Annotated in this window: 19 protein-coding genes; 9 read left to right on the top strand and 10 right to left on the bottom strand. The window is 60.7% G+C overall.

Translation table 11 applies throughout. The features are described 5' to 3' along the window. The first annotated feature begins 5 nt into the window (after positions 1–5). Positions 6–605, top strand: a complete 600-nt coding sequence (locus tag AC1RBR_RS07360; RefSeq protein WP_492563658.1) for a hypothetical protein — start codon at positions 6–8, stop codon at positions 603–605. 63 nt (positions 606–668) lie between these two features. On the opposite strand, the gene AC1RBR_RS07355 is transcribed toward AC1RBR_RS07360, so the two are convergent. Then, positions 669–2009 (bottom strand): DEAD/DEAH box helicase, encoded by a 1341-nt coding sequence (locus AC1RBR_RS07355; protein WP_041070247.1) that lies wholly within the window; start codon positions 2007–2009, stop codon positions 669–671. Positions 2010–2200: 191 nt separating this feature from the next. Here AC1RBR_RS07355 and AC1RBR_RS07350 point away from each other — a divergent pair, with 191 nt between their 5' ends. Then, complete coding sequence (locus AC1RBR_RS07350) at positions 2201–3499, top strand: mechanosensitive ion channel family protein (RefSeq protein WP_492563656.1); 1299 nt, start codon at positions 2201–2203, stop codon at positions 3497–3499. A gap of 110 nt (positions 3500–3609) precedes the next feature. On the opposite strand, the gene AC1RBR_RS07345 is transcribed toward AC1RBR_RS07350, so the two are convergent. The 3 genes from AC1RBR_RS07345 to AC1RBR_RS07335 all read right to left on the bottom strand — a co-directional run bounded on the left by AC1RBR_RS07345 (position 3610) and on the right by AC1RBR_RS07335 (position 5966). Then, positions 3610–4476 carry a carboxylate/amino acid/amine transporter gene (locus AC1RBR_RS07345; RefSeq protein ID WP_095138584.1) on the bottom strand — a complete coding sequence of 289 codons (867 nt, stop codon included), beginning with the start codon at positions 4474–4476 and terminating at the stop codon, positions 3610–3612. 343 nt (positions 4477–4819) lie between these two features. Beyond that, positions 4820–5419 (bottom strand): FMN-dependent NADH-azoreductase, encoded by a 600-nt coding sequence (locus tag AC1RBR_RS07340; RefSeq protein ID WP_096796629.1) that lies wholly within the window; start codon positions 5417–5419, stop codon positions 4820–4822. A 232-nt stretch (positions 5420–5651) separates the two neighbouring features. Next, positions 5652–5966, bottom strand: coding sequence for a 3-phosphoglycerate kinase (locus AC1RBR_RS07335; protein ID WP_095138582.1), 315 nt, complete (start codon positions 5964–5966; stop codon positions 5652–5654). A gap of 49 nt (positions 5967–6015) precedes the next feature. Between AC1RBR_RS07335 and AC1RBR_RS07330 the strand changes: the two genes are divergently transcribed. From AC1RBR_RS07330 to aqpZ, 5 genes are all read left to right on the top strand, one after another. Then, positions 6016–6939 (top strand): PA3225 family LysR-type transcriptional regulator, encoded by a 924-nt coding sequence (locus tag AC1RBR_RS07330; RefSeq protein WP_025110609.1) that lies wholly within the window; start codon positions 6016–6018, stop codon positions 6937–6939. A gap of 14 nt (positions 6940–6953) precedes the next feature. Then, a complete protein-coding gene (locus AC1RBR_RS07325) occupies positions 6954–7757 on the top strand; it encodes an alpha/beta fold hydrolase (RefSeq protein ID WP_492563653.1) in 804 nt (267 codons plus the stop codon). 3 nt (positions 7758–7760) lie between these two features. Next, positions 7761–8324 carry a peptidylprolyl isomerase gene (locus AC1RBR_RS07320; RefSeq protein ID WP_492563651.1) on the top strand — a complete coding sequence of 188 codons (564 nt, stop codon included), beginning with the start codon at positions 7761–7763 and terminating at the stop codon, positions 8322–8324. An 88-nt stretch (positions 8325–8412) separates the two neighbouring features. Next, positions 8413–10245 (top strand): ABC transporter ATP-binding protein, encoded by a 1833-nt coding sequence (locus tag AC1RBR_RS07315; protein WP_095138579.1) that lies wholly within the window; start codon positions 8413–8415, stop codon positions 10243–10245. A gap of 290 nt (positions 10246–10535) precedes the next feature. After that, positions 10536–11231 (top strand): aquaporin Z, encoded by a 696-nt coding sequence (aqpZ, locus tag AC1RBR_RS07310; RefSeq protein ID WP_492563649.1) that lies wholly within the window; start codon positions 10536–10538, stop codon positions 11229–11231. 114 nt (positions 11232–11345) lie between these two features. Here the strand turns inward: aqpZ and AC1RBR_RS07305 are convergent, their stop codons facing one another. Further along, positions 11346–12470: a GNAT family N-acetyltransferase gene (locus AC1RBR_RS07305; RefSeq protein WP_492563647.1), complete on the bottom strand. Its 1125-nt coding sequence runs from the start codon at positions 12468–12470 to the stop codon at positions 11346–11348. Positions 12471–12748: 278 nt separating this feature from the next. Here AC1RBR_RS07305 and AC1RBR_RS07300 point away from each other — a divergent pair, with 278 nt between their 5' ends. Further along, positions 12749–14071: a putative porin gene (locus tag AC1RBR_RS07300; RefSeq protein WP_492563646.1), complete on the top strand. Its 1323-nt coding sequence runs from the start codon at positions 12749–12751 to the stop codon at positions 14069–14071. Between the two features lie 194 nt (positions 14072–14265). Here AC1RBR_RS07300 and AC1RBR_RS07295 read toward each other — a convergent pair whose 3' ends face one another. The 5 genes from AC1RBR_RS07295 to aceK all read right to left on the bottom strand — a co-directional run bounded on the left by AC1RBR_RS07295 (position 14266) and on the right by aceK (position 22596). Beyond that, positions 14266–14502 carry an anti-sigma factor family protein gene (locus AC1RBR_RS07295; protein ID WP_492563644.1) on the bottom strand — a complete coding sequence of 79 codons (237 nt, stop codon included), beginning with the start codon at positions 14500–14502 and terminating at the stop codon, positions 14266–14268. Then, complete coding sequence (locus AC1RBR_RS07290) at positions 14496–15110, bottom strand: RNA polymerase sigma factor (RefSeq protein ID WP_492563642.1); 615 nt, start codon at positions 15108–15110, stop codon at positions 14496–14498. Before AC1RBR_RS07290 ends, AC1RBR_RS07295 begins: the two co-directional genes overlap by 7 nt. 190 nt (positions 15111–15300) lie before the next feature. After that, positions 15301–16422, bottom strand: coding sequence for a beta-ketoacyl-ACP synthase III (locus AC1RBR_RS07285; protein ID WP_095138573.1), 1122 nt, complete (start codon positions 16420–16422; stop codon positions 15301–15303). A 327-nt stretch (positions 16423–16749) separates the two neighbouring features. Then, positions 16750–20661 (bottom strand): ATP-dependent RNA helicase HrpA, encoded by a 3912-nt coding sequence (hrpA, locus tag AC1RBR_RS07280; protein WP_492563640.1) that lies wholly within the window; start codon positions 20659–20661, stop codon positions 16750–16752. Between the two features lie 213 nt (positions 20662–20874). Beyond that, positions 20875–22596: a bifunctional isocitrate dehydrogenase kinase/phosphatase gene (gene aceK / locus AC1RBR_RS07275; RefSeq protein ID WP_115986142.1), complete on the bottom strand. Its 1722-nt coding sequence runs from the start codon at positions 22594–22596 to the stop codon at positions 20875–20877. Between the two features lie 219 nt (positions 22597–22815). On the opposite strand from aceK, the gene AC1RBR_RS07270 reads away from it, so the two are divergent. After that, positions 22816–23709, top strand: a complete 894-nt coding sequence (locus tag AC1RBR_RS07270) for a DMT family transporter (protein ID WP_027614539.1) — start codon at positions 22816–22818, stop codon at positions 23707–23709. Positions 23710–23820: the final 111 nt, after the last annotated feature.

The following is a 23820-nucleotide window of genomic DNA, read 5'->3' as shown; positions in this document are numbered from 1 at the left end:
ACATCATGCAACTGACTTATCCAAAGGCGCCTTCCAACGGCGTACAGACTTTGCGTCCGGTGCTGCAAGCCGCGCTGCAAAACCAGGGCTTCGGCATCAACCGCCAATTCGCCAACGCGACACCGGCCAAAATCAGCCTCAGCGAAGCCTATCGCGGCTACGCGCTGACGCTGGACGATCTGAGCCAGGGCAAAGGTCTGAAGGACGCGCGCATCGGCGACTGGCATTACCTGGTATTTGCCGACGGCGTGAGCATTGCCGATGCGCAATTGGCCGAAGTGCGTGGCCATGTCGAGTTCGCTTCGCTGAACCACGGCACCCGGGCCGCCGACACCGTGGGCGCGTTGAAACTGGCGGAACAGGCGGCGCAGCTGCAGGGCAAGAGCGTTGAATTGCGCGTGCTGTTCGTCTCGGCACTGCACGTCGTGGCGATCTGGCTGCACGCTGACGGTGAAGATGTACTGATCCCGATCGAGCCAACGCCGAAAGAGCTCGGGGACTCGCGGCTGTACAGCGAAGCCGCGCTGCTCGCGCTGCTCAAACCGGCGGCCGATCGCGCTATACAGCGCTTTGACGCGGACACCAGCGGACAGTTGGGGAACTGACAAACCCTGCGCATAAAAAAACCCGGACACTGTCCGGGTTTTTTATTGGCCATTTGTGACGACTTATTCAGCCGCAGGCTCGGCCGGCTTGCGACGCTTGAGCGGGGCCATGCCGTCGCTGCTCACCAACGAATCCGGCTTCGGCCGGTTGGCGCTCTTGCGCTTGGTCGGGGTCTTGGCGGCGGTTTTCTTCTTGTCGCCCTTGGCGTCGGTCTTTTTCTTCTTCACGCCGACGGCTTTACCCGAGGCCTTGACCTTCTTCGGCCCGCCGTAGGTGCCTTTGACTTCCTTGATGGTGCGGCGCTCGAAGCTCTGCTTCAGGTAGCGCTCGATGCTCGACATCAGGTTCCAGTCGCCGTGGCAGATCAGCGAGATCGCCAGACCGTCGTTGCCGGCGCGGCCGGTACGACCGATGCGGTGCACGTATTCGTCGCCGCTGCGTGGCATGTCGAAGTTGATCACCAGATCCAGGCCATCAACGTCCAGACCACGGGCCGCGACGTCGGTGGCTACCAGAATCTTCACGCCGCCCTGCTTCAGACGATCGATCGCCAGTTTGCGATCCTTCTGGTCTTTCTCGCCGTGCAGCACGAACGCCTTGTATTCCTGAGCCACGAGGCGGCCGTAGATGCGGTCGGCCATGGCCCGGGTGTTGGTGAAGACGATGGCCTTCTGATAGGTCTCGTTGGCCAGCAGCCAGTTCACAATCTGCTCTTTGTGCTGATTGTGGTCGGCGGTGATGATTTGCTGGCGGGTGGTCGAGTTCAGCTGGCTGACCGCGTTGAGCTGCAGATGCTCAGGGTTGTTCAGCACCTTGGCGATCATCTCGCGCAGGCCGGAACCACCGGTGGTGGCGGAGAACAGCATGGTCTGCTGACGGTTCGGGCATTCGTCGACCAGACGTTGCACGTCTTCAGCGAAACCCATGTCGAGCATGCGGTCGGCTTCGTCGAGCACCAGCACTTCGACTTCTTTGAGGTCGAGGTTGCCGGCGTTGAGTTGCTCGATCATCCGGCCCGGGGTGCCGATCAGGATGTCCGGCACTTTGCGCAGCATGGCGGCCTGGACCTTGAAGTCTTCGCCGCCGGTGATCAGACCGGACTTGATGAAAGTGAACTGCGAGAAGCGTTCAACTTCTTTCAGGGTCTGCTGGGCCAGTTCGCGGGTCGGCAGCAGGATCAGGGTCTTGATACTGACGCGGATCTTCGCCGGGCCGATCAGGCGATTGAGGATCGGCAGGACAAAAGCGGCGGTCTTGCCGCTACCGGTTTGCGCCGTCACCCGCAGGTCACGCCCCTGGAGCGCCAGCGGAATGGCCGCTGCTTGCACAGGCGTTGGCTCGACAAATTTCAGCTCGGCCACGGCTTTGAGCAGGCGTTCGTGCAGGGCGAATTGGGAAAACACGGGTGCTACCTCGAAGATATGCAAAAAAACAGCTGCATAGGTTACCGGTTTCGAGCGCTCAGGCCGAGTTTCTTTATACAAACGGGCGTAATCAGTGGCTTTTTTGTTGCTCGATTTGTCTCCAACGGTAATACACAGCGTCTTAAATGCTCTAATCGCCCATCGCGTCTTACAGAAGAATCGTTGCTCCCATGGATTTCAAACAGCTCTGGCTCAACGCCCAAGACCTCTGGGGTGCCCTCGAACAGCACCCGTTCCTGCAATCCGGCCTGGCGCTGATGCTGCTATTGGTGATCGCGCTGGTACTCGGACGAGTGGCACGTTATCTGATCCTGCATGCCAGCCGCATGCTCGGGCGCCAGCCGGCGCTGCACTGGATCAACGACTTTCGCCACAACAAGGTGTTTCAGCGTCTGGCGCAGATGACGCCATCGCTGGTGATTCAGTTCGGCCTGCACCTGGTGCCGGAACTGAGCAAAACCGCGATGACCTTTCTCGACAACGTGGCGCTGTCCTTCACCATCCTGTTCCTGCTGCTGTCGGTCAGTGCCCTGCTCAATGCGCTGCTCGATATCTACGCCCGCACCGAACACGCCCGCACCCGCTCGATCAAGGGCTACGTACAGCTGGCGAAGATGGTTTTGTACGTGTTTGGCGCGATCATCATCGTCGCCACCCTGATCGACCGTTCGCCGCTGTTGCTGCTGTCCGGTCTGGGTGCGATGTCGGCGGTGATTCTGTTGGTCTATAAGGACACCTTGCTGTCGTTCGTCGCCAGTGTGCAACTGACCAGCAACGACATGCTGCGGGTTGGTGACTGGATCGAAATGCCGCAGGTCGGCGCCGATGGCGACGTGGTCGACATCACTTTGCACACGGTCAAGGTGCAGAACTTCGATAAAACCATCGTCTCGATCCCGACCTGGCGCCTGATGTCCGAATCGTTCCGCAACTGGCGCGGCATGCAGCAATCCGGCGGGCGGCGGATCAAGCGCAGCCTGTTCATCGACGCCAGCGGTGTGCGCTTCATCCGCGACGACGAAGAAGAAAAGCTCTCCCAGGTACACCTGCTGACCGGCTACATGGGCCGCAAGAAAGCCGAACTCAAGGCATGGAACGAGGCGCAGGGCAACGTCGCCGCGATGTCAGCCAACCGTCGGCGCATGACTAACATCGGCACTTTCCGCGCTTATGCGCTGGCGTATCTGAAGAGTCACCCGGAGGTGCAGCCGAACATGACTTGCATGGTGCGGCAGATGCAGACCACAGCCCAAGGCATTCCGCTGGAAATCTACTGCTTCACGACCACCACGGTGTGGGCCGATTACGAGCGGATTCAGGGGGATATTTTCGATTATCTGCTGGCGGTGCTACCGGAGTTCGGCTTGAGCCTGTATCAGCAGCCGAGTGGCGGGGATTTGCGTACCGGGTTGCTGCCGGCGGTGCTGGGTTCGGCGCATATTCCGGAACCGCAAAAACATCTCATGTAACCCCACAGATCAAAACTGTGGGAGCGGGCTTGCTCGCGAACGCGTCAGGTCAGTCAACATAATCGTTGAATGACGCACCGCTTTCGCGAGCAAGCCCGCTCCCACAGGGGTTATGCGGTGGCTTGGGAATTGCGGATGCCCAGTCGGCTGATCCATACGGCCGCGAGGATGACGCTGCCGCCGAGCAACAATCGCCCCAGCTCTTCATGCTGATTCCAGATCAGCAGGTTCAACAACAGCCCCACCGGCACATGCAGGTTGTTCATCACCGCCAGCGTGCCGCCGTTGACCATGCATGCGCCTTTGTTCCACCAGTACAGGCCCAAGGCGGTCGAGACCAGTCCCAGGAACAGCAACACGCCCCATTGCAGCGGTGCTTCGGGCAGGAAGTTGGCTTTGCCGAACAGCAGAAACGCCGGCAATACCACCGCCAGTGCCCCGAGGTAGAAGAAGCCGAAACGCCGGTAATGCGGCAGATCACTCGGGTGTTTCGCCACCAGGTGCTTGTACAACACCTGGCCTGCGGCGTAGGTGAAGTTGGCCAGTTGCAGCAGCAGGAAACCCATGAAGAAGTCCGGGTTGATCCGGTCAAAGCGAATCACTGCCGCCCCGCCCACCGCGACCAGCGCCGCAATCAGCGCCCATGGATTGAAGCGGCGGTTCAGCGCATCTTCAATCAACGTCACGTGTAGCGGCGTGAGGATGGTGAACAGCAGAACTTCCGGCACCGTCAACACGCGAAAGCTCAGGTACAGGCAGACGTAGGTGATGCCGAACTGCAACGCGCCGATCAGCAGCATGCCGCGCATGAACGCCGGTTCCACCGAGCGCCAGCGGGTCAGCGGGATGAACACCAGCCCGGCCAGCACCACGCGCACCAGTACCGCGAAGTAGCTGTCGACGTGCCCGGCGAGGTATTCGCCGATCAGACTGAAGGAAAACGCCTGAATCAGCGTGACAAAAAGTAGATAGCCCATGCTCGCCTCTGTTTCGAATGGCGGCGACGATAGCGGTTTTTGAGCCAGACCGCGAACCTCAGGTAACACTGAACCCTGTGGGAGCGGGCTTGCTCGCGAAGGCATCGTGTCAGTCGACGAATATTTGACTGCCCCACCGCCTTCGCGAGCAAGCCCGCTCCCACAGGGGTTACACGTTGCTCAGATAATCCCGGGCAAAAAAAAGCCCGATCTCGCTAAAGCGTTCAATCGGGCTACAGCACTCAGGAGCAACAAGTGCAAAGGGAGGTTCGATGCGCGTAAAGCCTTGAAGGGGTTGCGCCAGGTCACTTAAACAAGCGGCGATTATCTGGCGATTAACATATCAAGCGACCTGGGACAGTTTGGCGTTGGCCTGATTCAGGCCCTTCTCCTGGAAGTCGCCACCCAGGTTCATGCCTTCGGCGTGAATGAACGTCACGTCGTGGATGCCGATGAAGCCCATGACCTGACGCAGGTACGGTTCCTGGTGGTCGGCCGGGCCGCCGGCGTAAATGCCGCCGCGAGCGGTGAGCACGTAGGCACGTTTGCCGCTGAGCAGGCCTTGCGGGCCGGTTTCGGTGTACTTGAAGGTCACGCCGGCACGCAGCACGTGGTCGAGCCAGGCCTTGAGAGTGCTCGGGATCGCGAAGTTGTACATCGGCGCAGCCATCACCAGCACGTCGGCGGCGAGCAGCTCATCGGTCAACTCGTTGGAGCGCTCCAGCGACGATTGTTCGCTGGCATTGCGCTGTTCGGCAGGCTTCATCCAGCCGCCCAACAGGTTGGCGTCCAGGTGTGGAACGGGATTCACGGCGAGGTCACGCACGGTGATCTGATCGTTGGGATGCGCCGCTTTCCACTGACCGATGAAGGTCTGGGTCAGTTGACGGGAAACCGAGTCTTGCTGGCGGGCGCTGCTTTCGATGATCAGAACGCGGGACATGGTGTGTAGTCTCCATCCGAGAATGTTGTAGGTCGATGGAGTGAAGGTTAAACAGAGCCGCCTCGATGAAAAAGCGCAAATAATTGCTGCAAAGCATCGAATAATTCGTTTAGATGCTGACACGTACCCTTGTAGGAGTGAGCCTGCTCGCGATAGCGGTGTGTCAATCGACGCATTCTCTGACTGATACACCGCTATCGCGAGCAGGCTCACTCCTACAAGGGATCGACCGTTATTTCGGGGTGCAGGTCAGTTTGATGCGCAGCTTGATGATCTCGCGGGTGAACTTGGCCGTGGCGTTTTTATGTTTGCCGGCCGGCACATCGATCGTTCGGGTGCGCGGTGCTTCCGGGCCATTGCTGAACACTGCTTTGCACGTCGCATCGACATCACCATAGTTGGCCACACGGATGGACCCGATGTCATTGTCAGTGTCGTAGGTCTCATAGTCGATCTTGAGACCATTGAGATCCTTCTGCACATCGATCGGGTACGCAAACGCCGTCAGCGGCAGCAGCGCCAGCAACACACAACAGAATTTTTTCATTCGCCAGTCTCCATGGGGGACGGCCAGCTTAGGACAAGAGGAGCTATTGATGAAAGCGCCCCGCGTGACCCTTGATCAATGGCGAACGTTGCAGGCCGTGGTCGACCACGGCGGATTCGCCCAGGCCGCCGAGGCACTGCACCGTTCGCAATCATCGGTGAGTTACACCGTCGCCCGCATGCAGGACCAGCTCGGCGTGCCATTGCTGCGCATCGACGGACGCAAAGCGGTGCTCACCGAAGCCGGCGGCGTGCTGCTGCGGCGCTCGCGGCAACTGGTGAAACAGGCCAGTCAACTGGAAGACCTCGCCCATCACATGGAACAGGGCTGGGAGGCCGAAGTGCGGCTGGTGGTCGATGCGGCCTACCCGAGCGCACGCATTGTCCGCGCGCTGACCGCATTCATGCCGCAGAGTCGCGGCTGCCGCGTGCGGCTGCGCGAAGAGGTGTTGTCGGGGGTCGAAGAAGTGCTGCTGGAAGGCGTGGCCGACCTGGCGATCACCGGCCTGAGCATCCCCGGTTACCTCGGCGCGGAATTGAGCGACGTCGAATTTGTCGCCGTCGCCCACCCCGATCACGCGCTGCATCGGCTCAATCGCGAGCTGAGCTTTCAGGACCTGGAAACCCAGATGCAGGTGGTGATTCGCGACTCCGGTCGCCAGCAACCACGGGACGTCGGCTGGCTCGGTGCCGAACAGCGCTGGACCGTCGGCAGCCTCGCTACGGCTGCCACATTCGTCAGCAGCGGCCTGGGCTTTGCCTGGCTGCCACGGCACATGATCGAACGGGAATTGAAGGAAGGCACGCTCAAGCTGCTACCGTTGGATCAGGGCGGCAGCCGCAACCCGAGCTTCTATCTGTACTCGAACAAGGACAAACCGCTGGGCCCGGCGACACAAATCCTCATCGAACTGCTGCGTACCTTCGACACCTTGCCGCTGGACGCACCGTTCGCCGCCCCTGAGCAAGCCTGACACGGAGTTCACCGATGGCCTATTTCGAACATGACGGTTGCAACCTGCACTACGAGGAATATGGCCACGGCACACCGTTGCTGCTGGTTCACGGACTGGGTTCGAGCACCCTGGATTGGGAAATGCAGATCCCGGCGCTGTCGACGCACTATCGGGTGATCGTCCCCGACATACGCGGTCACGGCCGCTCCGACAAACCTCGCGAGCGCTACAGCATCGCCGGTTTCAGTGCCGACCTGCTGGCACTGATCGAACACTTGAACCTCGGCCCGGTGCACTACGTCGGGCTGTCGATGGGCGGGATGATCGGCTTTCAGTTCGCCGTCGATCAGCCGCAAATGCTGAAAAGCCTGACCATCGTCAACAGCGCTCCCGAAGTGAAAATCCGCAGCCGCGACGATTACTGGCAATGGTTCAAACGCTGGAGCCTGATGCGCGTGCTCAGCCTCGCGTCCATTGGTAAAGCGCTGGGCGGCAAACTTTTCCCCAAGCCCGAACAGGCCGATCTGCGGCAGAAAATGGCCGAACGCTGGGCAAAAAACGACAAACGTGCTTATCTCGCCAGCTTCGATGCGATTGTTGGCTGGGGCGTTCAGGAACGACTTTCCCGGGTGACCTGTCCAACCCTCATCGTCACTGCCGACCGTGACTACACACCGGTGGCACTGAAAGAAACCTATGTAAAACTGCTGCCTGATGCGCGGCTGGTGGTCATCGCCGACTCGCGCCACGCCACCCCGCTCGATCAACCCGAACGCTTCAACCAAACGCTGCTGGAGTTTCTCGCCGCAGCCGACATTCAATCTCAGGATCTCTGACCCATGCTGAAAAAACTCGCCCTCGCCGCCGGCACCGTGCTGTTTGCTGCCAACCTGATGGCTGCAACGCCTGCAAAAGCACCACACGTGCTGCTGGACACCACCAACGGCCAGATCGAAATCGAACTGGATCCGGTCAAGGCGCCGCTCAGTACCAAAAACTTTCTGGATTACGTCAACAGCGGCTTTTACACCAACACCATTTTCCACCGCGTGATCCCGGGCTTCATGGCGCAGGGCGGCGGTTTCACGCCACAGATGCAGCAGAAAGAAACCAAGGCGCCGATCAAGAACGAGGCCAGCAACGGTCTGCATAACGTTCGCGGCACGCTGTCGATGGCGCGCACCTCCAACCCTGATTCGGCCACCAGCCAGTTCTTCATCAACGTCGCCGACAACGCTTTCCTTGATCCGGGCCGTGACGCCGGTTACGCGGTATTCGCCAAAGTGGTCAAAGGCATGGACGTGGTCGACATCATCGTCAACTCGCAGACCACCACCAAACAGGGCATGCAAAACGTGCCTGTCGACCCTGTGATCATCAAGTCGGCCAAAGTCATCGACTAAGCTGTACAGGGCGTTTCGAGCGGCGCTGGCCTGACACCACGTCGCTCACACCGATAAAAGGAGAGCCCGGCATCCGGGCGGTTATCTGATGCTCTATCGCCGTTTCGAACAACTGATCGACATATTCCGCGACGCTCCGACGGCGTCTCCTCCAGATCGTGTCTGGCCCTTCTACACCTATTACCTCAAGCAGGTCTGGCCGAGTTTCGCCGCCCTGCTGGTGGTGGGCCTGTTTGCCGCGTTGATCGAAGTCGCGCTGTTCAGTTACCTGAGCCGCATCATCGACCTGGCCCAGGGCACACCCAACCCGAATTTCTTCAGCGACCACGCCCTCGAACTGACCTGGATGGTGGTGGTTGCCCTAGTACTGCGGCCGATCTTTTTCGGCCTGCACGACCTGCTGGTGCATCAGACCCTGAGCCCGGGGATGACCAGCATGATCCGCTGGCAGAACCACAGCTACGTGCTCAAGCAGAGCCTGAATTTCTTCCAGAACGACTTCGCCGGGCGCATCGCCCAACGCATCATGCAGACCGGCAACTCGCTGCGTGACTCAGCCGTGCAAGCGGTGGATGCGCTGTGGCACGTGGTGATCTACGCGATCAGTTCGCTGGTGCTGTTCGCCGAAGCCGACTGGCGTCTGATGATCCCGCTGCTGACGTGGATCGTCGCCTACATCGGCGCGCTGTATTACTTCGTGCCACGGGTGAAAGAGCGTTCGGTGGAAGCTTCCGACGCGCGCTCGAAACTGATGGGACGGATCGTCGACGGCTACACCAACATCGCCACCCTCAAGCTGTTCGCCCACACCAACTTCGAACAGCACTACGCCAAGGAAGCCATCGAAGAACAGACGGTCAAGGCGCAAATGGCCGGCCGCGTAGTGACCAGCATGGACGTGGCGATCACCACCATGAACGGTCTGCTGATCGTCGGCACCACCGCACTGGCACTGTGGCTGTGGACGCAGTCACTGATCACCGTCGGCGCGATCGCCCTGGCCACCGGCCTGGTGATTCGTATCGTCAACATGTCCGGCTGGATCATGTGGGTGGTCACCGGCATCTTCGAAAACATCGGCATGGTGCAGGACGGTCTTCAGACCATCTCGCAACCGGTCAGCGTCACCGATCGTGAGCAGGCCAAACCGCTGGCCGTGGCTCGTGGCGAAGTGCGTTTCGAGCACGTGGATTTTCACTACGGCAAGAAGAAAGGCATCATCGGCGACCTCAACCTGACCATCAAACCCGGCGAGAAAATCGGTCTGATCGGGCCGTCCGGCGCCGGCAAATCGACCCTGGTCAACCTGCTGCTGCGCCTGTATGACGTAGAGGGCGGACGGATCCTGATCGATGGGCAGAACATCGCTGAAGTCGGCCAGGAAAGCCTGCGCGCACGCATCGGCATGATCACTCAGGACACCTCCCTGCTGCACCGCTCGATCCGCGACAACTTGCTCTACGGCAAGCCTGACGCCACCGACGCCGAACTCTGGGACGCGGTGCACAAGGCCCGCGCCGACGAGTTCATCCCGTTGCTGTCGGATGCGGAGGGACGCACCGGTTTCGATGCGCACGTCGGTGAACGCGGAGTGAAACTGTCCGGCGGCCAGCGTCAGCGCATCGCGATTGCGCGAGTGCTGCTCAAGGACGCGCCGATCCTGATCATGGACGAAGCGACCTCGGCGCTGGACTCGGAAGTCGAAGCAGCGATTCAGGAAAGCCTGGAAACCCTGATGCAAGGCAAAACCGTGATCGCCATCGCTCACCGTCTCTCGACCATCGCCCGCATGGACCGGCTGGTGGTGCTGGAAAACGGCAAGATCGCCGAGAGCGGTACCCACGCCGAACTGCTGGCACATCGCGGATTGTATGCGCGGTTGTGGGCGCACCAGACCGGAGGGTTTGTCGGGATCGATTGATCATTGGGTCAATACAATTCCAATGTGGGAGGGGGCTTGCTCCCGAAAGCGGGGTGTCAGTACCGAACATTTGCCTGACACACCGCATTCGGGAGCAAGCCCCCTCCCACAATACATTGAGAACCGCCCCAGCCCTTTAACCACGGGCTCTGGCGGTTTTTTTACGCCTGCTGGAAATCCATCCAAAGCGTGCTGTACTCAGCCAAGGTTCCAGCACGGGACCTGTCGTAAATCGGCAAGGAAGCACAACTCGATACAGTCTCGATAGCACGCCTATCAAGGACTCTCTCATGTCTCTGTTCAAACGTTCAGTCACTGAGTTGTTGGGTACGTTCTGGCTGGTTCTGGGTGGTTGTGGCAGTGCGGTGCTTGCCGCGTCTTCGCCCTTGGGCATCGGGGTGCTGGGGGTGGCCCTGGCGTTTGGTCTGACGGTGCTGACCATGGCGTTCGCCATTGGCCACATCAGCGGATGTCATCTCAATCCGGCCGTCTCGGTCGGTCTGTTCGTTGGCGGTCGGTTTCCGGCCAAAGAGCTGCCCGCCTACATCATCGCGCAGGTGCTCGGCGCGATTCTCGCCGCCGCGCTGCTTGCGCACATTGCCAGCGGCAAAGAGGGTTTCGATATCGCCGCAGGTCTGGCCTCCAACGGTTACGGTGAGCATTCACCGGGCAAATACTCGATGGCGGCCGGATTTGTCACCGAACTGGTGATGACCGCCATGTTCGTGATCATCATCCTCGGTGCCACCGACAAACGCGCCCCGGCGGGCCTCGCACCGATTGCCATCGGCTTGGGCCTGACGCTGATTCACCTGATCTCGATTCCAGTCACCAACACCTCGGTGAACCCGGCGCGCAGCACCGGACCGGCGCTGATGGTCGGCGGCTGGGCGATCGCGCAGTTGTGGATGTTCTGGGTCGCGCCGCTGATTGGCGCTGTGGCAGGCGGGGTGATTTATCGCTGGTTGGGCAAAGAAGAAACCTGAGGGGTGCCTGAGCTCCCTTTGTAGGAGTGAGCCTGCTCGCGATAGCGGTGTGTCAGTCAACATCAATGGCTCTGACAGATCGCTATCGCGAGCAGGCTCACTCCTACAAAGGATCTATGTCTGGCGATAGGGCAAGGCGGTTTTCGCTTCCTCGGCGTACGCAAGGACGCCGGCACGTTCCTGTTGCAGGAAGTCTTTGACTGCGGCTTTCAGACCGGGATGACGCAGGTAGTGCCACGAGTGGGTGATCACCGGTTCAAAGCCGCGAATCAGCTTGTGCTCGCCCTGAGCGCCGGCATCAAAGCGCTGATACCCCTGGGCAATCGCATAGTCCATGCCCTGATAGAAACATGTCTCGAAATGCAGCCGGTCAAACTCGGCCAGACAGCCCCAATAGCGTCCGTAGAAGCTGTCGCCCCCGACCAGACTGAAGGCCATCGCCACCGGACGTGAACCCTGCCTGGCGAAGACCACCCGAATCGCCTCCGGCATCCGAGCAGCCAGCAGACTGAAGAACTCGCGTGTCAGGTACGGCGCCTGGCGGCGCACGGCGTAAGTATTGGCGTAGCAGGCGTAGACAAAATCCCATTGCGATTCATCCAGCTCACGCCCCTCCAGCCATTCGAATTCGAAGCCCTGCCCCGCCACTTGCTCGCGCTCTTTACGCATTTGCTTGCGCTTGCGCGAACTGAGCGCGTCGAGAAAATCCTGGAAGTCCCGATAACCGCGATTCTGCCAGTGATACTGACAGCCGATACGTTGCAGCCAGCCCGGCTGCTCGGCCATCGCGGCGTCGGTGAACGGGTCGGTAAAGTTGATGTGGGCGCTGGAAAGTTCTTCGATTTCCAGATAACCCGGCAAGCTCTTGAGCAGTTCGAAACCGTCCTCGACATTCGCCGCCAACAGTCGTGGGCCGCTGACCGGGCTGAACGGCACCGCCGTCAGCAGTTTGGGGTAGTAATCGATGCCGGCCCGGGCGCAGGCATCGGCCCAGCCGTGATCGAACACGTATTCGCCGTAAGAATGCCACTTGCGATAACTGGGCAGCGCCGCGATCAGCCGATCGTCTTCGACGTGCAGCAGATGCTCGGCTTGCCACCCCGTGTGCGGGCCAACGCTGCCGCTGTCTTCAAGGGCCGAGAGGAAGGCGTGCCGCAGAAACGGCTGGTTCTCGGGCACCAGTGCATCCCAAGTCGCAGGGGCGATTTCTGACAGGCTTTGCAGGCGTTGCAACGGCATCCACTGACTCTCCACTTCCGGGCTTCAAAGCCCCGCGAGTATCGCTTATCGCTGCCCTTTGCACACGAGCATTCGGACGACAGCGCTCTAGATCAATAGTTCAGGACAACTTTATATCGTCATCGACATGACATCACTTAGCCACTGCTCTGTCATAAACCATCGCGATACTCGCTCCTGTTTTTAGAGCGCCGGGTTCTACCCGGACACTGTTTTCCGACGTGCGCGTCGGTGTGCCCCGGATGGTTCAGCCATCCCTCTCATCTTCGGAGATTGCTATGCGTCTTGCTTCCACGAAAACTGCGGCGGCCCTGTGCGGTGGCCTGTTGCTGGCCATGAGCGTTCCGGCCAGTGCTGCAGTCGACGCCAAACTGCTCGACATGCTCAAGGCCAACGGTTCCATTTCCCAGGCGCAGTACATCGAACTGCAAACTGAACTGGCCAAGGATCAGAAGGCTCAGCAAATCGCGCAGCAGGCGCAGCAAGAGACCAACGAGCAAATCGCGGCGACCGCGAAGAAAACCAACGAGTTGAGCTCCTTCGACCAGAAACTCGCCTGGGCCGCCAAGACCCAGTTCAAGGGCGACGTGCGTATCCGTCAGGAAACCATCAAGATCGACGGCGAGCCGAACAACGGCGGCCGCGACAAGGATCGTCAGCGCATCCGTGCCCGTCTGGGCGCCTACACCGAGATCAACCCGCAAGTCGACACTGGCATCCGTATCGCCACCGGCGGCGGCGACGATGCCCGTTCGACCAACCAGGACCAGGACAACTACTTCGACAAGAAGCAGATCTGGCTGGATCTGGGCTACATCGACTACCACCCGGACCAGATCAAGAACCTGCACATTATCGGCGGCAAGATGCTCCAGCCGTGGGTCAGCATGGGCGACGTGATCTGGGACAGCGACATCAACCCGGAAGGTCTGGCCGTCACCTACAAATATCCACTGGGCAGCAGCGCCGAACTGTTCGGCAGCCTGGGTAACTACAATCTCAAGGACAACGTCGACGGCGATGGCGTGCAATTCCGTCACGACCTGCGTCTGACCGCTGGCCAGCTGGGTAGCCGCTTCAACATCACCGACAACCTGAAACTGACCCTGGGCGGCAGCGTCTACGCCTACCAGAACGACGAAGACAGCCGCTGCACCGGCACTTCCACACCGTGCGCCCTGGCGGTCAACGGCAACTCGGCCAACAACGAATTCCGTCTGTATGAAGGGTTCAGCCAGGTCGACATCGGCGGTCTGCCGATGCCCTTGTCGTTCTACGGCCAGTACGTGAAGAACAACGATGCCGTGACCGATCAGGACACCGCGTGGCTGTTGGGTGCCAAGTCGAAAGTCGTCGGCCTGAACCTCGATTACAACTATCGTGACGTACAACGCAACGCCGTGGTCGGCGCGTTCACCGACTCCGACTTCGCCAACGGCACCACCGGTTCCCGTGGGCACAAGTTCAAGGTCGGTTACGACATCGACAAGAACTTCGCCATCGGCGCCACGTACTTCCTGACCAAGGCCGACTTCTCCAGCCGTACCCAGCGTGACGCAGACACCAACACCCTGCAGCTGGACGCGGAAGCGAAGTTCTAAAACGCGTCACCCTGTAGCTTGGCGTGGGCGGAACGATCCCCATCATCCGTTCGTTTCGTCCGCGTCGGGCTATTTTTGTCTTACCTGTGGCGAGGGAGCTTGCTCCCGCCGGACTGCGCAGCAGTCCCCTGCTTTCGTAGAGCGGGGGGCCCTTCGTGCCCCAGCGGGAGCAAGCTCCCTCGCCACATCATTTTTCAGGAGCGATCGTTGCGGCGTTGCTCGGCCAGACGTTCGGCCAACGCATCCACACCCTCATCCGGCTTTTCAGGCATCGCCTTCAGCGTGGCCTGCATCAAACGCATCTGACGAATGAAGCGCCGGCAGTTCGGGCAAAACATCAGGTGATGGCGCACCATCAGTTTTTCGCGAAAGCTCAACTGGCCATCGAGATAATCGCTGGAACGCGCTACTTGTTCCTTGCAGGTCAGCATTCGCCGGTCTCCTCAAAATGCTCCACCGTGGCGAAGACTTTCAGTCGCGCCCGATGCAGCAGCACCCGGACATTGGAGAGCGAGATTTCCAGAAGATTACAGATCTCTTCCAGCTCCAGGCCCTGACGCTCGCGCAACAGCAACACACTGCTTTGCAATTCCGACAGGCTGAGCAAGGTGTGCTCCAGACAGTCACGCAACTCGCTTTCGGTGAGCAAGGCTTCCGGCGTGTCCTGATGCCAGGCGAATGGCGCCACCAGCCAATGGCCGTCACCGGGCGAAAAACGATCGTCGTCGATGGTGCCGTGGGGTGACGGCAGGTCATCCATCAACACTTCGCGGCGGTTTTGTTTGTAGCGGCTCTTGGCCGAGTTGGCGGTGATGGTCAGCAGCCAGGTCTTGAGACTGGAACGACCCTCGAAGCTATCGATATGGCGCACCACCGAGAGCCAGGCGTCCTGCACAACCTCTTCGACATGGCGTTGGCCGACGATGGCGTAAGCCACGGCGCGCATGGCGCTCTGGTAGGTGCTGACCAGTTCCTTGAAGGCCTTTTGCTCACCCGCGAGCAGGCGTTCGAGCAGTTGGGTGTCGTCCGTTGCGGCCATGCACGCCTCGTTTGCAATACCGATTGACGTTAACGCACTCGACCCTGTGGCGAGCGAGCTTGCTCGCGCTCGGCTGCGCAGCAGTCGCAAAACCGGCGATTGTGGTTCTTCAGCAAGACCGCAATCGCCGGTGTTGGGAGCGCTACGCACTCCAGCGGGAGCAAGCTCCCTCGCCACAAGGGCGGGTGACTCAGCGCTTGCGCAGAATCACGCTGCCGATCGAGTAACCGGCGCCGAACGAGCTCAGCACGGCCAGCGAACCGGCGGCCAGATCATCCTGATTTTTGTGGAAGGCAATCACCGAGCCGGCAGAGCTGGTGTTGGCGTAGGTGTCGAGAATCACCGGCGCTTCTTCTTCGGTGGCTTCGCGGCCCAGCAGCTTGCGCACGATCAAGTGGTTCATGCTCAGGTTGGCCTGGTGCAGCCAGAAGCGCTTGACGTCGCCGACGTTGAGCTTGTTCTCTTCCAGGTGCTCACCGATCAGCTCGGCGACCATCGGGCAGACGTCCTTGAACACCTTGCGACCTTCCTGCACGAACAGCTTGTCGCGGGCCCCGATGCCCTCTTCCGCGGCGCGGTTGAGGAAGCCGAAGTTGTTGCGGATGTTGTTGGAGAACTTGGTCAGCAGTTTGGTGCTGACCACGTCGAACTGGTATTTGGACGTCGCCAGATCGGCACGCTCGATGATCACCGCCGTCGCTGCGTCACCGAAGATGAAGTGGCTGTCGCGGTCACGGAAGTTCAGGTGACCGGTGCAGACTTCCGGGTTGACCATCAGGATCGCCCGGGCCTGGCCCAGTTGCACGCTGTTGGCGGCTTGCTGGATGCCGAAGGTCGCCGACGAGCAGGCGACGTTCATGTCGAAACCGAAACCCTGAATGCCCAGCGCTTCCTGGACTTCGATGGCGATCGCCGGGTAAGCGCGTTGCAGATTGGAGCAAGCAACGATCACACCGTCGATGTCGGCGGCAGTCTTGCCGGCACGTTGCAGGGCCTGTTCGGCGGCGCCGATGGCCATCTGGCACAGGACCGACCATTCGTCGTTGGAACGCTCCGGCAGGCGCGGGGCCATGCGCGCAGGATCAAGGATGCCGTCCTTGTCCATGACAAAGCGGCTCTTGATGCCCGAGGCTTTTTCGATGAACGCGGCACTGGATTCGGTCAGCGCCTGGACTTCACCGCTGGCGATGGCGTCGGCGTTGTCGGCGTTGAACTGCGCGACGTAGGTATTGAAAGACTGCACCAGCTCTTCGTTGGAGATGCTGTTGGCCGGGGTGTACAGGCCGGTGCCGCTGATGACGACGTTATGCATGGTCGTTTCTCTAATCTGTTCAGGCAGAAAGCGCTGGCACCGACGTACCAACACACAAAGGGTCTGTTCCCGTCCGCGGGACGCTGACCTGGCATCTTTATAGTGCCGCCCGTGACCTCGCCGAAGGCTCTGGGTCGCGAAAACGGCATTTATGGTCGCGAAGTTTGCCATAAACGCAGGATTTTGGCGCCTTTCTCCTGCTAAACGCGATCCCCCTGTAGGAGTGAGCCTGCTCGCGATAGCGGTCTGTCTGCCAGTGATAATGCGACTGACACACCGCAATCGCGAGCAGGCTCACTCCTACAGGGGATTGCGTATGGCTCGAGGTTACGGTTCGACCTGAGTCCACTGCTTGTTCAGGCGTTTGTCGGAGATCGGGACTTTGGTGCCCAACTGCTGGGCGAACAGCGACACCCGGTATTCCTCCAGCCACCAGCGGTACAGCTCCAGCTGCGGATCGCGTTTGCCTTCCTGGGCATGTTTGGCGGCGCGGGTCTGATATTGCGCCCAGAGGCCGGCCAGTTCCCCGCTCCAGACCCGGTCCTTCTGCACTTGCGCGCCAAGCTTCTCGAAACGCTGCTCGACCGCCTTCAGGTAGCGCGGCAACTCCTTGAGCCATTGCATCGGTGTTTCCCGGACGAAACCCGGATACACCAGATTGCTGATTTGCTGCTTGATGTCGTTAAGCGCCACTGCCTGAGCCAGATCGATCTTGCCCTTGAAGCGTTTTTGCAGACCGTGCCACAGCTTGAGAATGTCCAGCGTCAGCCGCGCCACGCGCTCGGCGTGTTCGGTCCAGTTGCCGCGTTTGCGCTCGGCCAATGCCGCCAGCCCGGCGCCGTCACGCGGCAGCGGGTCTTCGCCTTCGAGAATGCAGCTGTCGAGACTGGCCAGCAGAATGTCTTCGACCAGCGCATCCACTCGGCCCAGCTCGCGATAGAGCAGGCCCAGCTCGGTGACGCCCGGCAGTTTGCCGCGCAGGAATTTCGCCGGCTCGGCCAATTGCTGCATCAGCAGCCGCTGCAAGGCGCGGCGATGCTGGAACTCGGCTTCGGCCGGGGTCGAAAACCGCCCTTCCTTGACCGTGCCGCCCTCTTCCACCAACGCCGGATAGACCGTCATCGACAGCCCGGCAATCTTCTGCTGGGTCTTTTCCGCCACCGGGGCGAAGACCTTGGCCTCCACCGGTTGCTGACTTTTTGCACTCTGCGGTACGGCCAATGCCGCTTGGCTGGCTTCGGCAAAACGCGCGGTCAGCTCGGCCAGGTCGCGGCCCTCGCCGAGGAACTTGCCTTGGCCGTCGACGATTTCCAGGTTCATCCGCAGATGGCTTTCGACCTGCTGCGCGGCTTCCGCCCATGCTTCATCGCTGACGCGCGCACCGGTCATGCGCAGCAACTCGCGACCGAGCGCTTGCGGCAATGAGCCTTCAGCGAAGGTCATGCGCTGCAACGCCGCCTTGATGAAATCCGGCACCGGCACGAAGTTCTTGCGCAAGGCTTTCGGCAGATTGCGCACCAGCGCAATGCACTTGGCCTCGATCAGCCCCGGCACCAGCCATTCCAGACGTTCCGGTGGCAGCATCGGCAGCAGCGGTGCCGGCACGCGCAGGGTCACGCCGTCGCGCGGGTGATTGGGTTCGAAGTGATAACTGAGCGCCAGTTCCAGATCACCGATGTGCAGCGTGTCCGGGTAGTCGCGCGCGGTGACCTCACTGGCCTCACGGGCCAGTACGTCCTCTTCGCGCATGATCAGCAATTGCGGATCTTTCTGACTGTTGACCCGATACCAGCTGTCGAACGTCGCGGTCTGATGAATCTCCGCCGGCAAGCGCGCATCGTAGAACGCGTACAGGGTTTCTTCGTCAGCGAGGATGTCGCGGCGACGGGCCTTGGCTTCCAGCTCGTCGAGCTGTTCGAGCAACTGCTTGTTGGCGGTCAGGCACTCGGCTTTCGACTGAATCTCGCCACGTACCAGGCCTTCGCGGATAAACAGCTCCCGCGAAACCACCGGATCCACCGGGCCGTAATGCACCGGGCGGCGACCGACCACGATCAGCCCGAACAGGGTGATCTGCTCGTAGGCCACGACCTGGCCGCGCTTCTTCTCCCAGTGCGGTTCGAAATGGTTTTTCTTGATCAGGTGCCCGGCCAGCGGCTCGATCCAGTCGGCGTCGATCTTGGCGACCATGCGCGCGTAGAGCTTGGTGGTTTCCACCAGTTCGGCGGTCATCAGCCACTGCGGACGTTTCTTGCCGATGCCCGACGACGGATGAATCCAGAAGCGCCGCTGACGGGCGCCGAGGTAATCGCCGTCTTCGGTTTTCTGGCCGATCTGGCTGAGCAGGCCGACCAATACTGCTTTGTGCAGTTTCGGATAATCCGCCGGCTCTTTATTCAGGCTCAACTGCATGTCGCGGCAGATCAGGCTCAACTGGCGATGAGAGTCACGCCATTCGCGCAGGCGCAGGTAGTTGAGGAAATTCTTCCGGCACCAGTTGCGCAGCGGGCTGGCAGTCAGTGCCTGACGTTGCTCTTCAAAACCACGCCACAGATTGACCAGCCCGGCGAAGTCGGAGTCGGTGTCTTTCCATTGTGCGTGGGCCTGATCGGCTGCTTGCTGACGCTCCGGCGGACGCTCGCGCGGGTCCTGAATCGACATGGCGCTGGCGACGATCAGCACTTCCTGCAGGCTGCCGAGTTTTGCCGCTTCGAGCAGCATGCGGCCCATGCGCGGGTCTACCGGCAGGCGCGCCAGCTGGCGGCCGAGCGGGGTCAGCTGACTGTTGCGATCCACCGCCGAGAGTTCTTGCAGCAGGTTGAAACCGTCGCTGATCGCCTTGCCGTCCGGCGGTTCGATGAACGGGAACGCAGTGATTTCGCCGAGGCGCAGATGCAACATCTGCAAGATAACAGCGGCAAGGTTGGTACGCAGAATCTCCGGATCGGTGAATTCCGGACGACCGAGGAAATCCTCTTCGCTGTACAGCCGCACACAGATCCCCGGTTCGACCCGGCCGCAGCGGCCTTTACGCTGGTTGGCGCTGGCCTGGGAAATCGCTTCGATCGGCAGGCGCTGAACCTTGGCGCGATAGCTGTAGCGACTGATACGCGCGGTGCCGCTGTCGATCACGTAACGGATGCCCGGCACGGTCAGCGAGGTCTCGGCAACGTTGGTCGCCAGCACCACGCGCCGCCCCGGGTGCGACTGGAAAATCCGCTGCTGCTCGGCCGGCGACAGGCGCGCGTACAGCGGCAGGATTTCGGTGTGTTTGAGCTGGGCCTTGCGCAGCATGTCGGCAGCGTCGCGAATCTCGCGCTCGCCGGGCAGGAACACCAGCACATCGCCGGGACTGCGGCGCTCGCTGCGTTCGTAGGCGGCAATTTCGTCGAGGGTGGCGAGGATCGCCTGATCCACGGTCAGGTCGTCCTCGACGCGGTTGCCCTCTTCGTCCTGCTCCAGGGTCAGCGGGCGATACCAGGTGTCTACCGGGAAAGTCCGACCAGAGACTTCGACAATCGGCGCATCGTCGAAATGCTTGGAGAAACGCTCCAGATCGATGGTCGCCGAAGTGATGATGACCTTCAGATCCGGGCGACGCGGCAGCAGGGTTTTCAGGTAACCGAGCAGGAAGTCAATGTTGAGGCTGCGTTCGTGGGCTTCGTCGACGATGATCGTGTCGTAGCGTTCGAGGTAACGGTCGTTCTGGGTTTCCGCCAGCAGGATGCCGTCGGTCATCAGTTTGATCAGGGTGTTGGAGTCGCTCTGATCTTCGAAGCGCACCTGATAGCCGACCAGCGAACCCAGCGGTGTGCCGAGCTCTTCGGCCACCCGGCTGGCGACACTGCGCGCAGCGATTCGGCGTGGCTGGGTGTGGCCGATCAAGCCATGCTGACCACGACCGATTTCCAGGCAGATTTTCGGCAACTGCGTGGTTTTACCCGAGCCGGTTTCGCCAGCGATGATCAGCACCTGATGCTTCTCCAGCGCTGCCTTGATTTCGTCGCGCTTGGCGGCGATCGGCAGGCTGTCGTCGTAACGAATCACCGGCAGGCTGGCACGGCGCGCCAGCACCTGATCACAGGACGCCTGCATGCGCGCCACCCACTGGGCCAGTTTGGCCTCGTCGGGTTTCTTGCGCAGCTCAAGCAACTGCCGCCGCAGCCGGTGACGGTCGGCGAGCATGGCGTGATCGAGGTTTTTCAGCAGTTTGTCGATGGAGGGCGATTCGTCGGTCATCGGGTACGCAATTCGGTCGTCTGTTTATGCAGGGGGCCGATTGTCGCAGATTTGCCTCCTACTGTGGCGAGGGAGCTTGCTCCCGCTCGGTTGCGCAGCAATCGTAATCCGGTTGTCGGGAGCTCACTGACAGGACGCGGTGGATGGTTTCGGGGCCGCTTCGCAGCCCGGCGGGAGCAAGCTCCCTCGCCACAAATTCGTCATGCGCCGGAATTATTCGTTATCGAGGCCCTTGCGGCGGTAAGGGAATACGTCGATGACTTTCCCGGCGCGAATCGCCTCCTGCAAACCCTTCCAGTAATCGGCGTTGTACAACTCGCCATGCAGTTGATCGAACAGTTTGCGCTGCCCGGCATCGGCGAACAGGAACGGCGGAAACTCTTCCGGGAACACGTCCAGCGGCCCGATCGAATACCACGGTTCGGAAGCCATTTCGTCCTCGGGGGTGCGCGGCGCGGGGATGTGGCGGAAGTTGGCTTCGGTCAGGAAGCAGATTTCGTCATAGTCGTAGAACACCACGCGCCCGTGACGGGTGACGCCGAAGTTCTTCAACAGCATGTCGCCGGGAAAGATGTTGGCCGCTGCCAGTTGCTTGATCGCCAGCCCGTAATCTTCCAGCGCCTCGCGCACCTGCGCTTCATTGGCGTTTTCCAGATAGAGGTTGAGCGGGGTCATGCGGCGCTCGGTCCAGCAGTGGCGGATCAGCACCGTGTCGCCTTCGACCGAGACCGTCGACGGCGCGACTTCCAGCAGTTCTTCCAGGCACGCCGGATCGAACTTGCTCAGCGGAAAACGGAAGTCGGCGAACTCCTGGGTATCGGCCATGCGCCCGACCCGGTCGACACTTTTCACCAGACGGTATTTTTCGATCACCGTCGCCCGGTCGACGTTTTTCGACGGTGAGAAACGGTCCTTGATGATCTTGAATACGGTGTTGAAGCCCGGCAGGGTAAACACGCTCATGACCATGCCGCGCACGCCGGGAGCCATGATGAACTGGTCGTCGGTGTTGGCCAGATGATTGATCAGCGCGCGGTAGAACTCGGATTTGCCGTGCTTGTAGAAACCGATCGAGGTGTACAGCTCGGCGATGTGTTTGCCCGGCAGGATGCGCCGCAGGAAACCGATGAACTCAGCCGGCACCGGCACATCGACCATGAAATACGAACGGGTGAAGGAGAAGATGATCGACACATCGGCTTCGTCGGTGATCAGCGCGTCGATCTGAATCCCGCGGCCTTCGCGATGCAGCAATGGAATCACCAGCGGCCACTGCTCGTCGCGGGTATAGATGCGCCCGACCAGATACGCGCCCTTGTTGCGGTACAGCACCGAGGAAAACAGCTCGACGCCCAGCTCCGGATCCTTGCACACCCAGTCCGGCAGGTTCTCGCGCAGTTGCGACTCGAGGCGCTGCAGGTCGCCGGGCAAATCGGCGTAATCCTCGCTGAAGCGGTAGTCGGCAAAGATGCTCGCGAGCATCGATGACAACTGGCCCTGCGGCTTGTAGGTGCGGGTCTGCGCGGCCCGGGCGCGGCGCAGGCTCGGCCGGGTGGTGTGGATGAACATGCAGCCGTCGCTGATCAGGTCGTGACTGAACAGCCCGCAGAAGATCGAGTTGTACCAGGTCTCGGACAATTCATCGTCGAAGCGCAGGTCGATGACACTGATGTAAGCACTTTTCACCAGCGGCCAGCTGCCGACATTCATCAGCGTCTCGTCGTCGAAATGCTCGCGCAGGCGGGCGATGGTTTCGCCGACCTTTTCCTCGTAGAGATTGATCCGTGCCGCCGACGCGGTCTGCGTTTCCTGCCAGCGCGCCTGCTCGAAGCGTTCCCGCGCGCCGTCGGTGATCCGCCGGAAATGCTCGCGGTAATCGTCGAAGCCATCGAGGATCATGCGGGCGATGTCGGTGGCTGGCCATTGCTGCGGCATAGATGAGACCTCGGCGTGCAAGTGGAAATCTGTGCCTGAGCTTAGCCACGGAACCGGGTGCAGGTGAAGTGCAATTTCTGCCAAAACCGGAACGCCAGCGTACGTCGATGGCATTTTTCGCCAGGCAGACCGCTGCAGAGAATTAAATGCCCGATTAGCGGTTGCCATCGTCAGGACGCTCGGCAACACTCTCGTCCCGATCAAGGAAGGAGTGCCATCGTGAGCGCTGTCGATATTTTCCGCATGCTGTCGCTGGCAGCCATCTGGGGCGCGAGCTTCCTGTTCATGCGCATTATTGCGCCGGTGATCGGCACTATTCCGACCGCGTTCTTTCGAGTGTCGATTGCTGCCGTCGGTCTGCTGGTGATTCTCGGGCTGATGCGCATCAGCTGGGATTTCAAGGGCAAGCTGAAAACCGTGATGCTGCTGGGAGTGATCAACTCGGGGATTCCGGCCACGCTGTACTCGGTCGCAGCGCAAGTGTTGCCGGCGGGTTACTCGGCGATCTTCAACGCCACCACACCGCTGATGGGCGTATTGATTGGCGGGCTGTTTTTCAGTGAAAAACTCACTGTCGCGAAACTGACCGGGGTGTTTCTCGGCTTGTTCGGTGTCGGTGTGCTGACGCGTGCAGGACCGGTAGCCTTCGATCTGCAGTTGCTGATGGGCGCCCTAGCCTGCCTGCTTGCCACCACTTGCTACGGTTTCGCCGGTTTTCTCACGCGACGCTGGCTGGATCACAGTGGCGGGCTCGACAGTCGCCTCTCGGCCGTGGGCAGCATGCTCGGCGCCTCGCTGTTTCTCTTGCCGCTGTTCGGCTACAGCGTGATCACTGCGCCTCCGGCAAGCTGGGGTGGATGGAATGTCTGGCTGTCGCTGCTGGGCCTGGGGCTGGGTTGCACCGCGTTCGCCTACATCATCTATTTCCGCCTGCTCAGCTCCATCGGCCCGGTCAAATCGATGACCGTGACCTTCATGATTCCGGCGTTCGGCGTGTTGTGGGGGGCGTTGCTACTGGATGAGCCGCTGTCGATGGCGCACCTGTATGGCGGGGTGCTGATTGCGCTGGCGTTGTGGCTGGTGTTGAAGCCGGCTGTAGCAACAGCTCGCTGATGTTGCGGCGCTGATAAGTCAGTCTTCGCGAGCAAGCCCGCTCCCACAGGGGAATGCATTCCAATTGTGGGAGCGGGCTTGCTCGCGAAAAGGCCGGCCCAGACACTGAAA

The sequence above is a fragment of the Pseudomonas sp. GW823-FHT01D03 genome (assembly GCF_058798255.1).
Note: the sequence above shows the minus strand (reverse complement) of the source record. Positions and strands in the feature narration are given on the sequence as shown.

What these genes read in the sequence shown, in the direction of transcription:
- AC1RBR_RS07360 (WP_492563658.1), top strand. Translation starts at nt 6, where the DNA reads ATGCAACTGACTTATCCAAAGGCGCCTTCCAACGGCGTACAGACTTTG.
- AC1RBR_RS07350 (WP_492563656.1), top strand. Translation starts at nt 2,201, where the DNA reads ATGGATTTCAAACAGCTCTGGCTCAACGCCCAAGACCTCTGGGGTGCC.
- AC1RBR_RS07345 (WP_095138584.1), bottom strand. Translation starts at nt 4,476, where the DNA reads ATGGGCTATCTACTTTTTGTCACGCTGATTCAGGCGTTTTCCTTCAGT.
- AC1RBR_RS07340 (WP_096796629.1), bottom strand. Translation starts at nt 5,419, where the DNA reads ATGTCCCGCGTTCTGATCATCGAAAGCAGCGCCCGCCAGCAAGACTCG.
- AC1RBR_RS07335 (WP_095138582.1), bottom strand. Translation starts at nt 5,966, where the DNA reads ATGAAAAAATTCTGTTGTGTGTTGCTGGCGCTGCTGCCGCTGACGGCG.
- AC1RBR_RS07330 (WP_025110609.1), top strand. Translation starts at nt 6,016, where the DNA reads ATGAAAGCGCCCCGCGTGACCCTTGATCAATGGCGAACGTTGCAGGCC.
- AC1RBR_RS07325 (WP_492563653.1), top strand. Translation starts at nt 6,954, where the DNA reads ATGGCCTATTTCGAACATGACGGTTGCAACCTGCACTACGAGGAATAT.
- AC1RBR_RS07320 (WP_492563651.1), top strand. Translation starts at nt 7,761, where the DNA reads ATGCTGAAAAAACTCGCCCTCGCCGCCGGCACCGTGCTGTTTGCTGCC.
- AC1RBR_RS07315 (WP_095138579.1), top strand. Translation starts at nt 8,413, where the DNA reads ATGCTCTATCGCCGTTTCGAACAACTGATCGACATATTCCGCGACGCT.
- aqpZ (WP_492563649.1), top strand. Translation starts at nt 10,536, where the DNA reads ATGTCTCTGTTCAAACGTTCAGTCACTGAGTTGTTGGGTACGTTCTGG.
- AC1RBR_RS07305 (WP_492563647.1), bottom strand. Translation starts at nt 12,470, where the DNA reads ATGCCGTTGCAACGCCTGCAAAGCCTGTCAGAAATCGCCCCTGCGACT.
- AC1RBR_RS07300 (WP_492563646.1), top strand. Translation starts at nt 12,749, where the DNA reads ATGCGTCTTGCTTCCACGAAAACTGCGGCGGCCCTGTGCGGTGGCCTG.
- AC1RBR_RS07295 (WP_492563644.1), bottom strand. Translation starts at nt 14,502, where the DNA reads ATGCTGACCTGCAAGGAACAAGTAGCGCGTTCCAGCGATTATCTCGAT.
- AC1RBR_RS07290 (WP_492563642.1), bottom strand. Translation starts at nt 15,110, where the DNA reads ATGGCCGCAACGGACGACACCCAACTGCTCGAACGCCTGCTCGCGGGT.
- AC1RBR_RS07285 (WP_095138573.1), bottom strand. Translation starts at nt 16,422, where the DNA reads ATGCATAACGTCGTCATCAGCGGCACCGGCCTGTACACCCCGGCCAAC.
- hrpA (WP_492563640.1), bottom strand. Translation starts at nt 20,661, where the DNA reads ATGACCGACGAATCGCCCTCCATCGACAAACTGCTGAAAAACCTCGAT.
- aceK (WP_115986142.1), bottom strand. Translation starts at nt 22,596, where the DNA reads ATGCCGCAGCAATGGCCAGCCACCGACATCGCCCGCATGATCCTCGAT.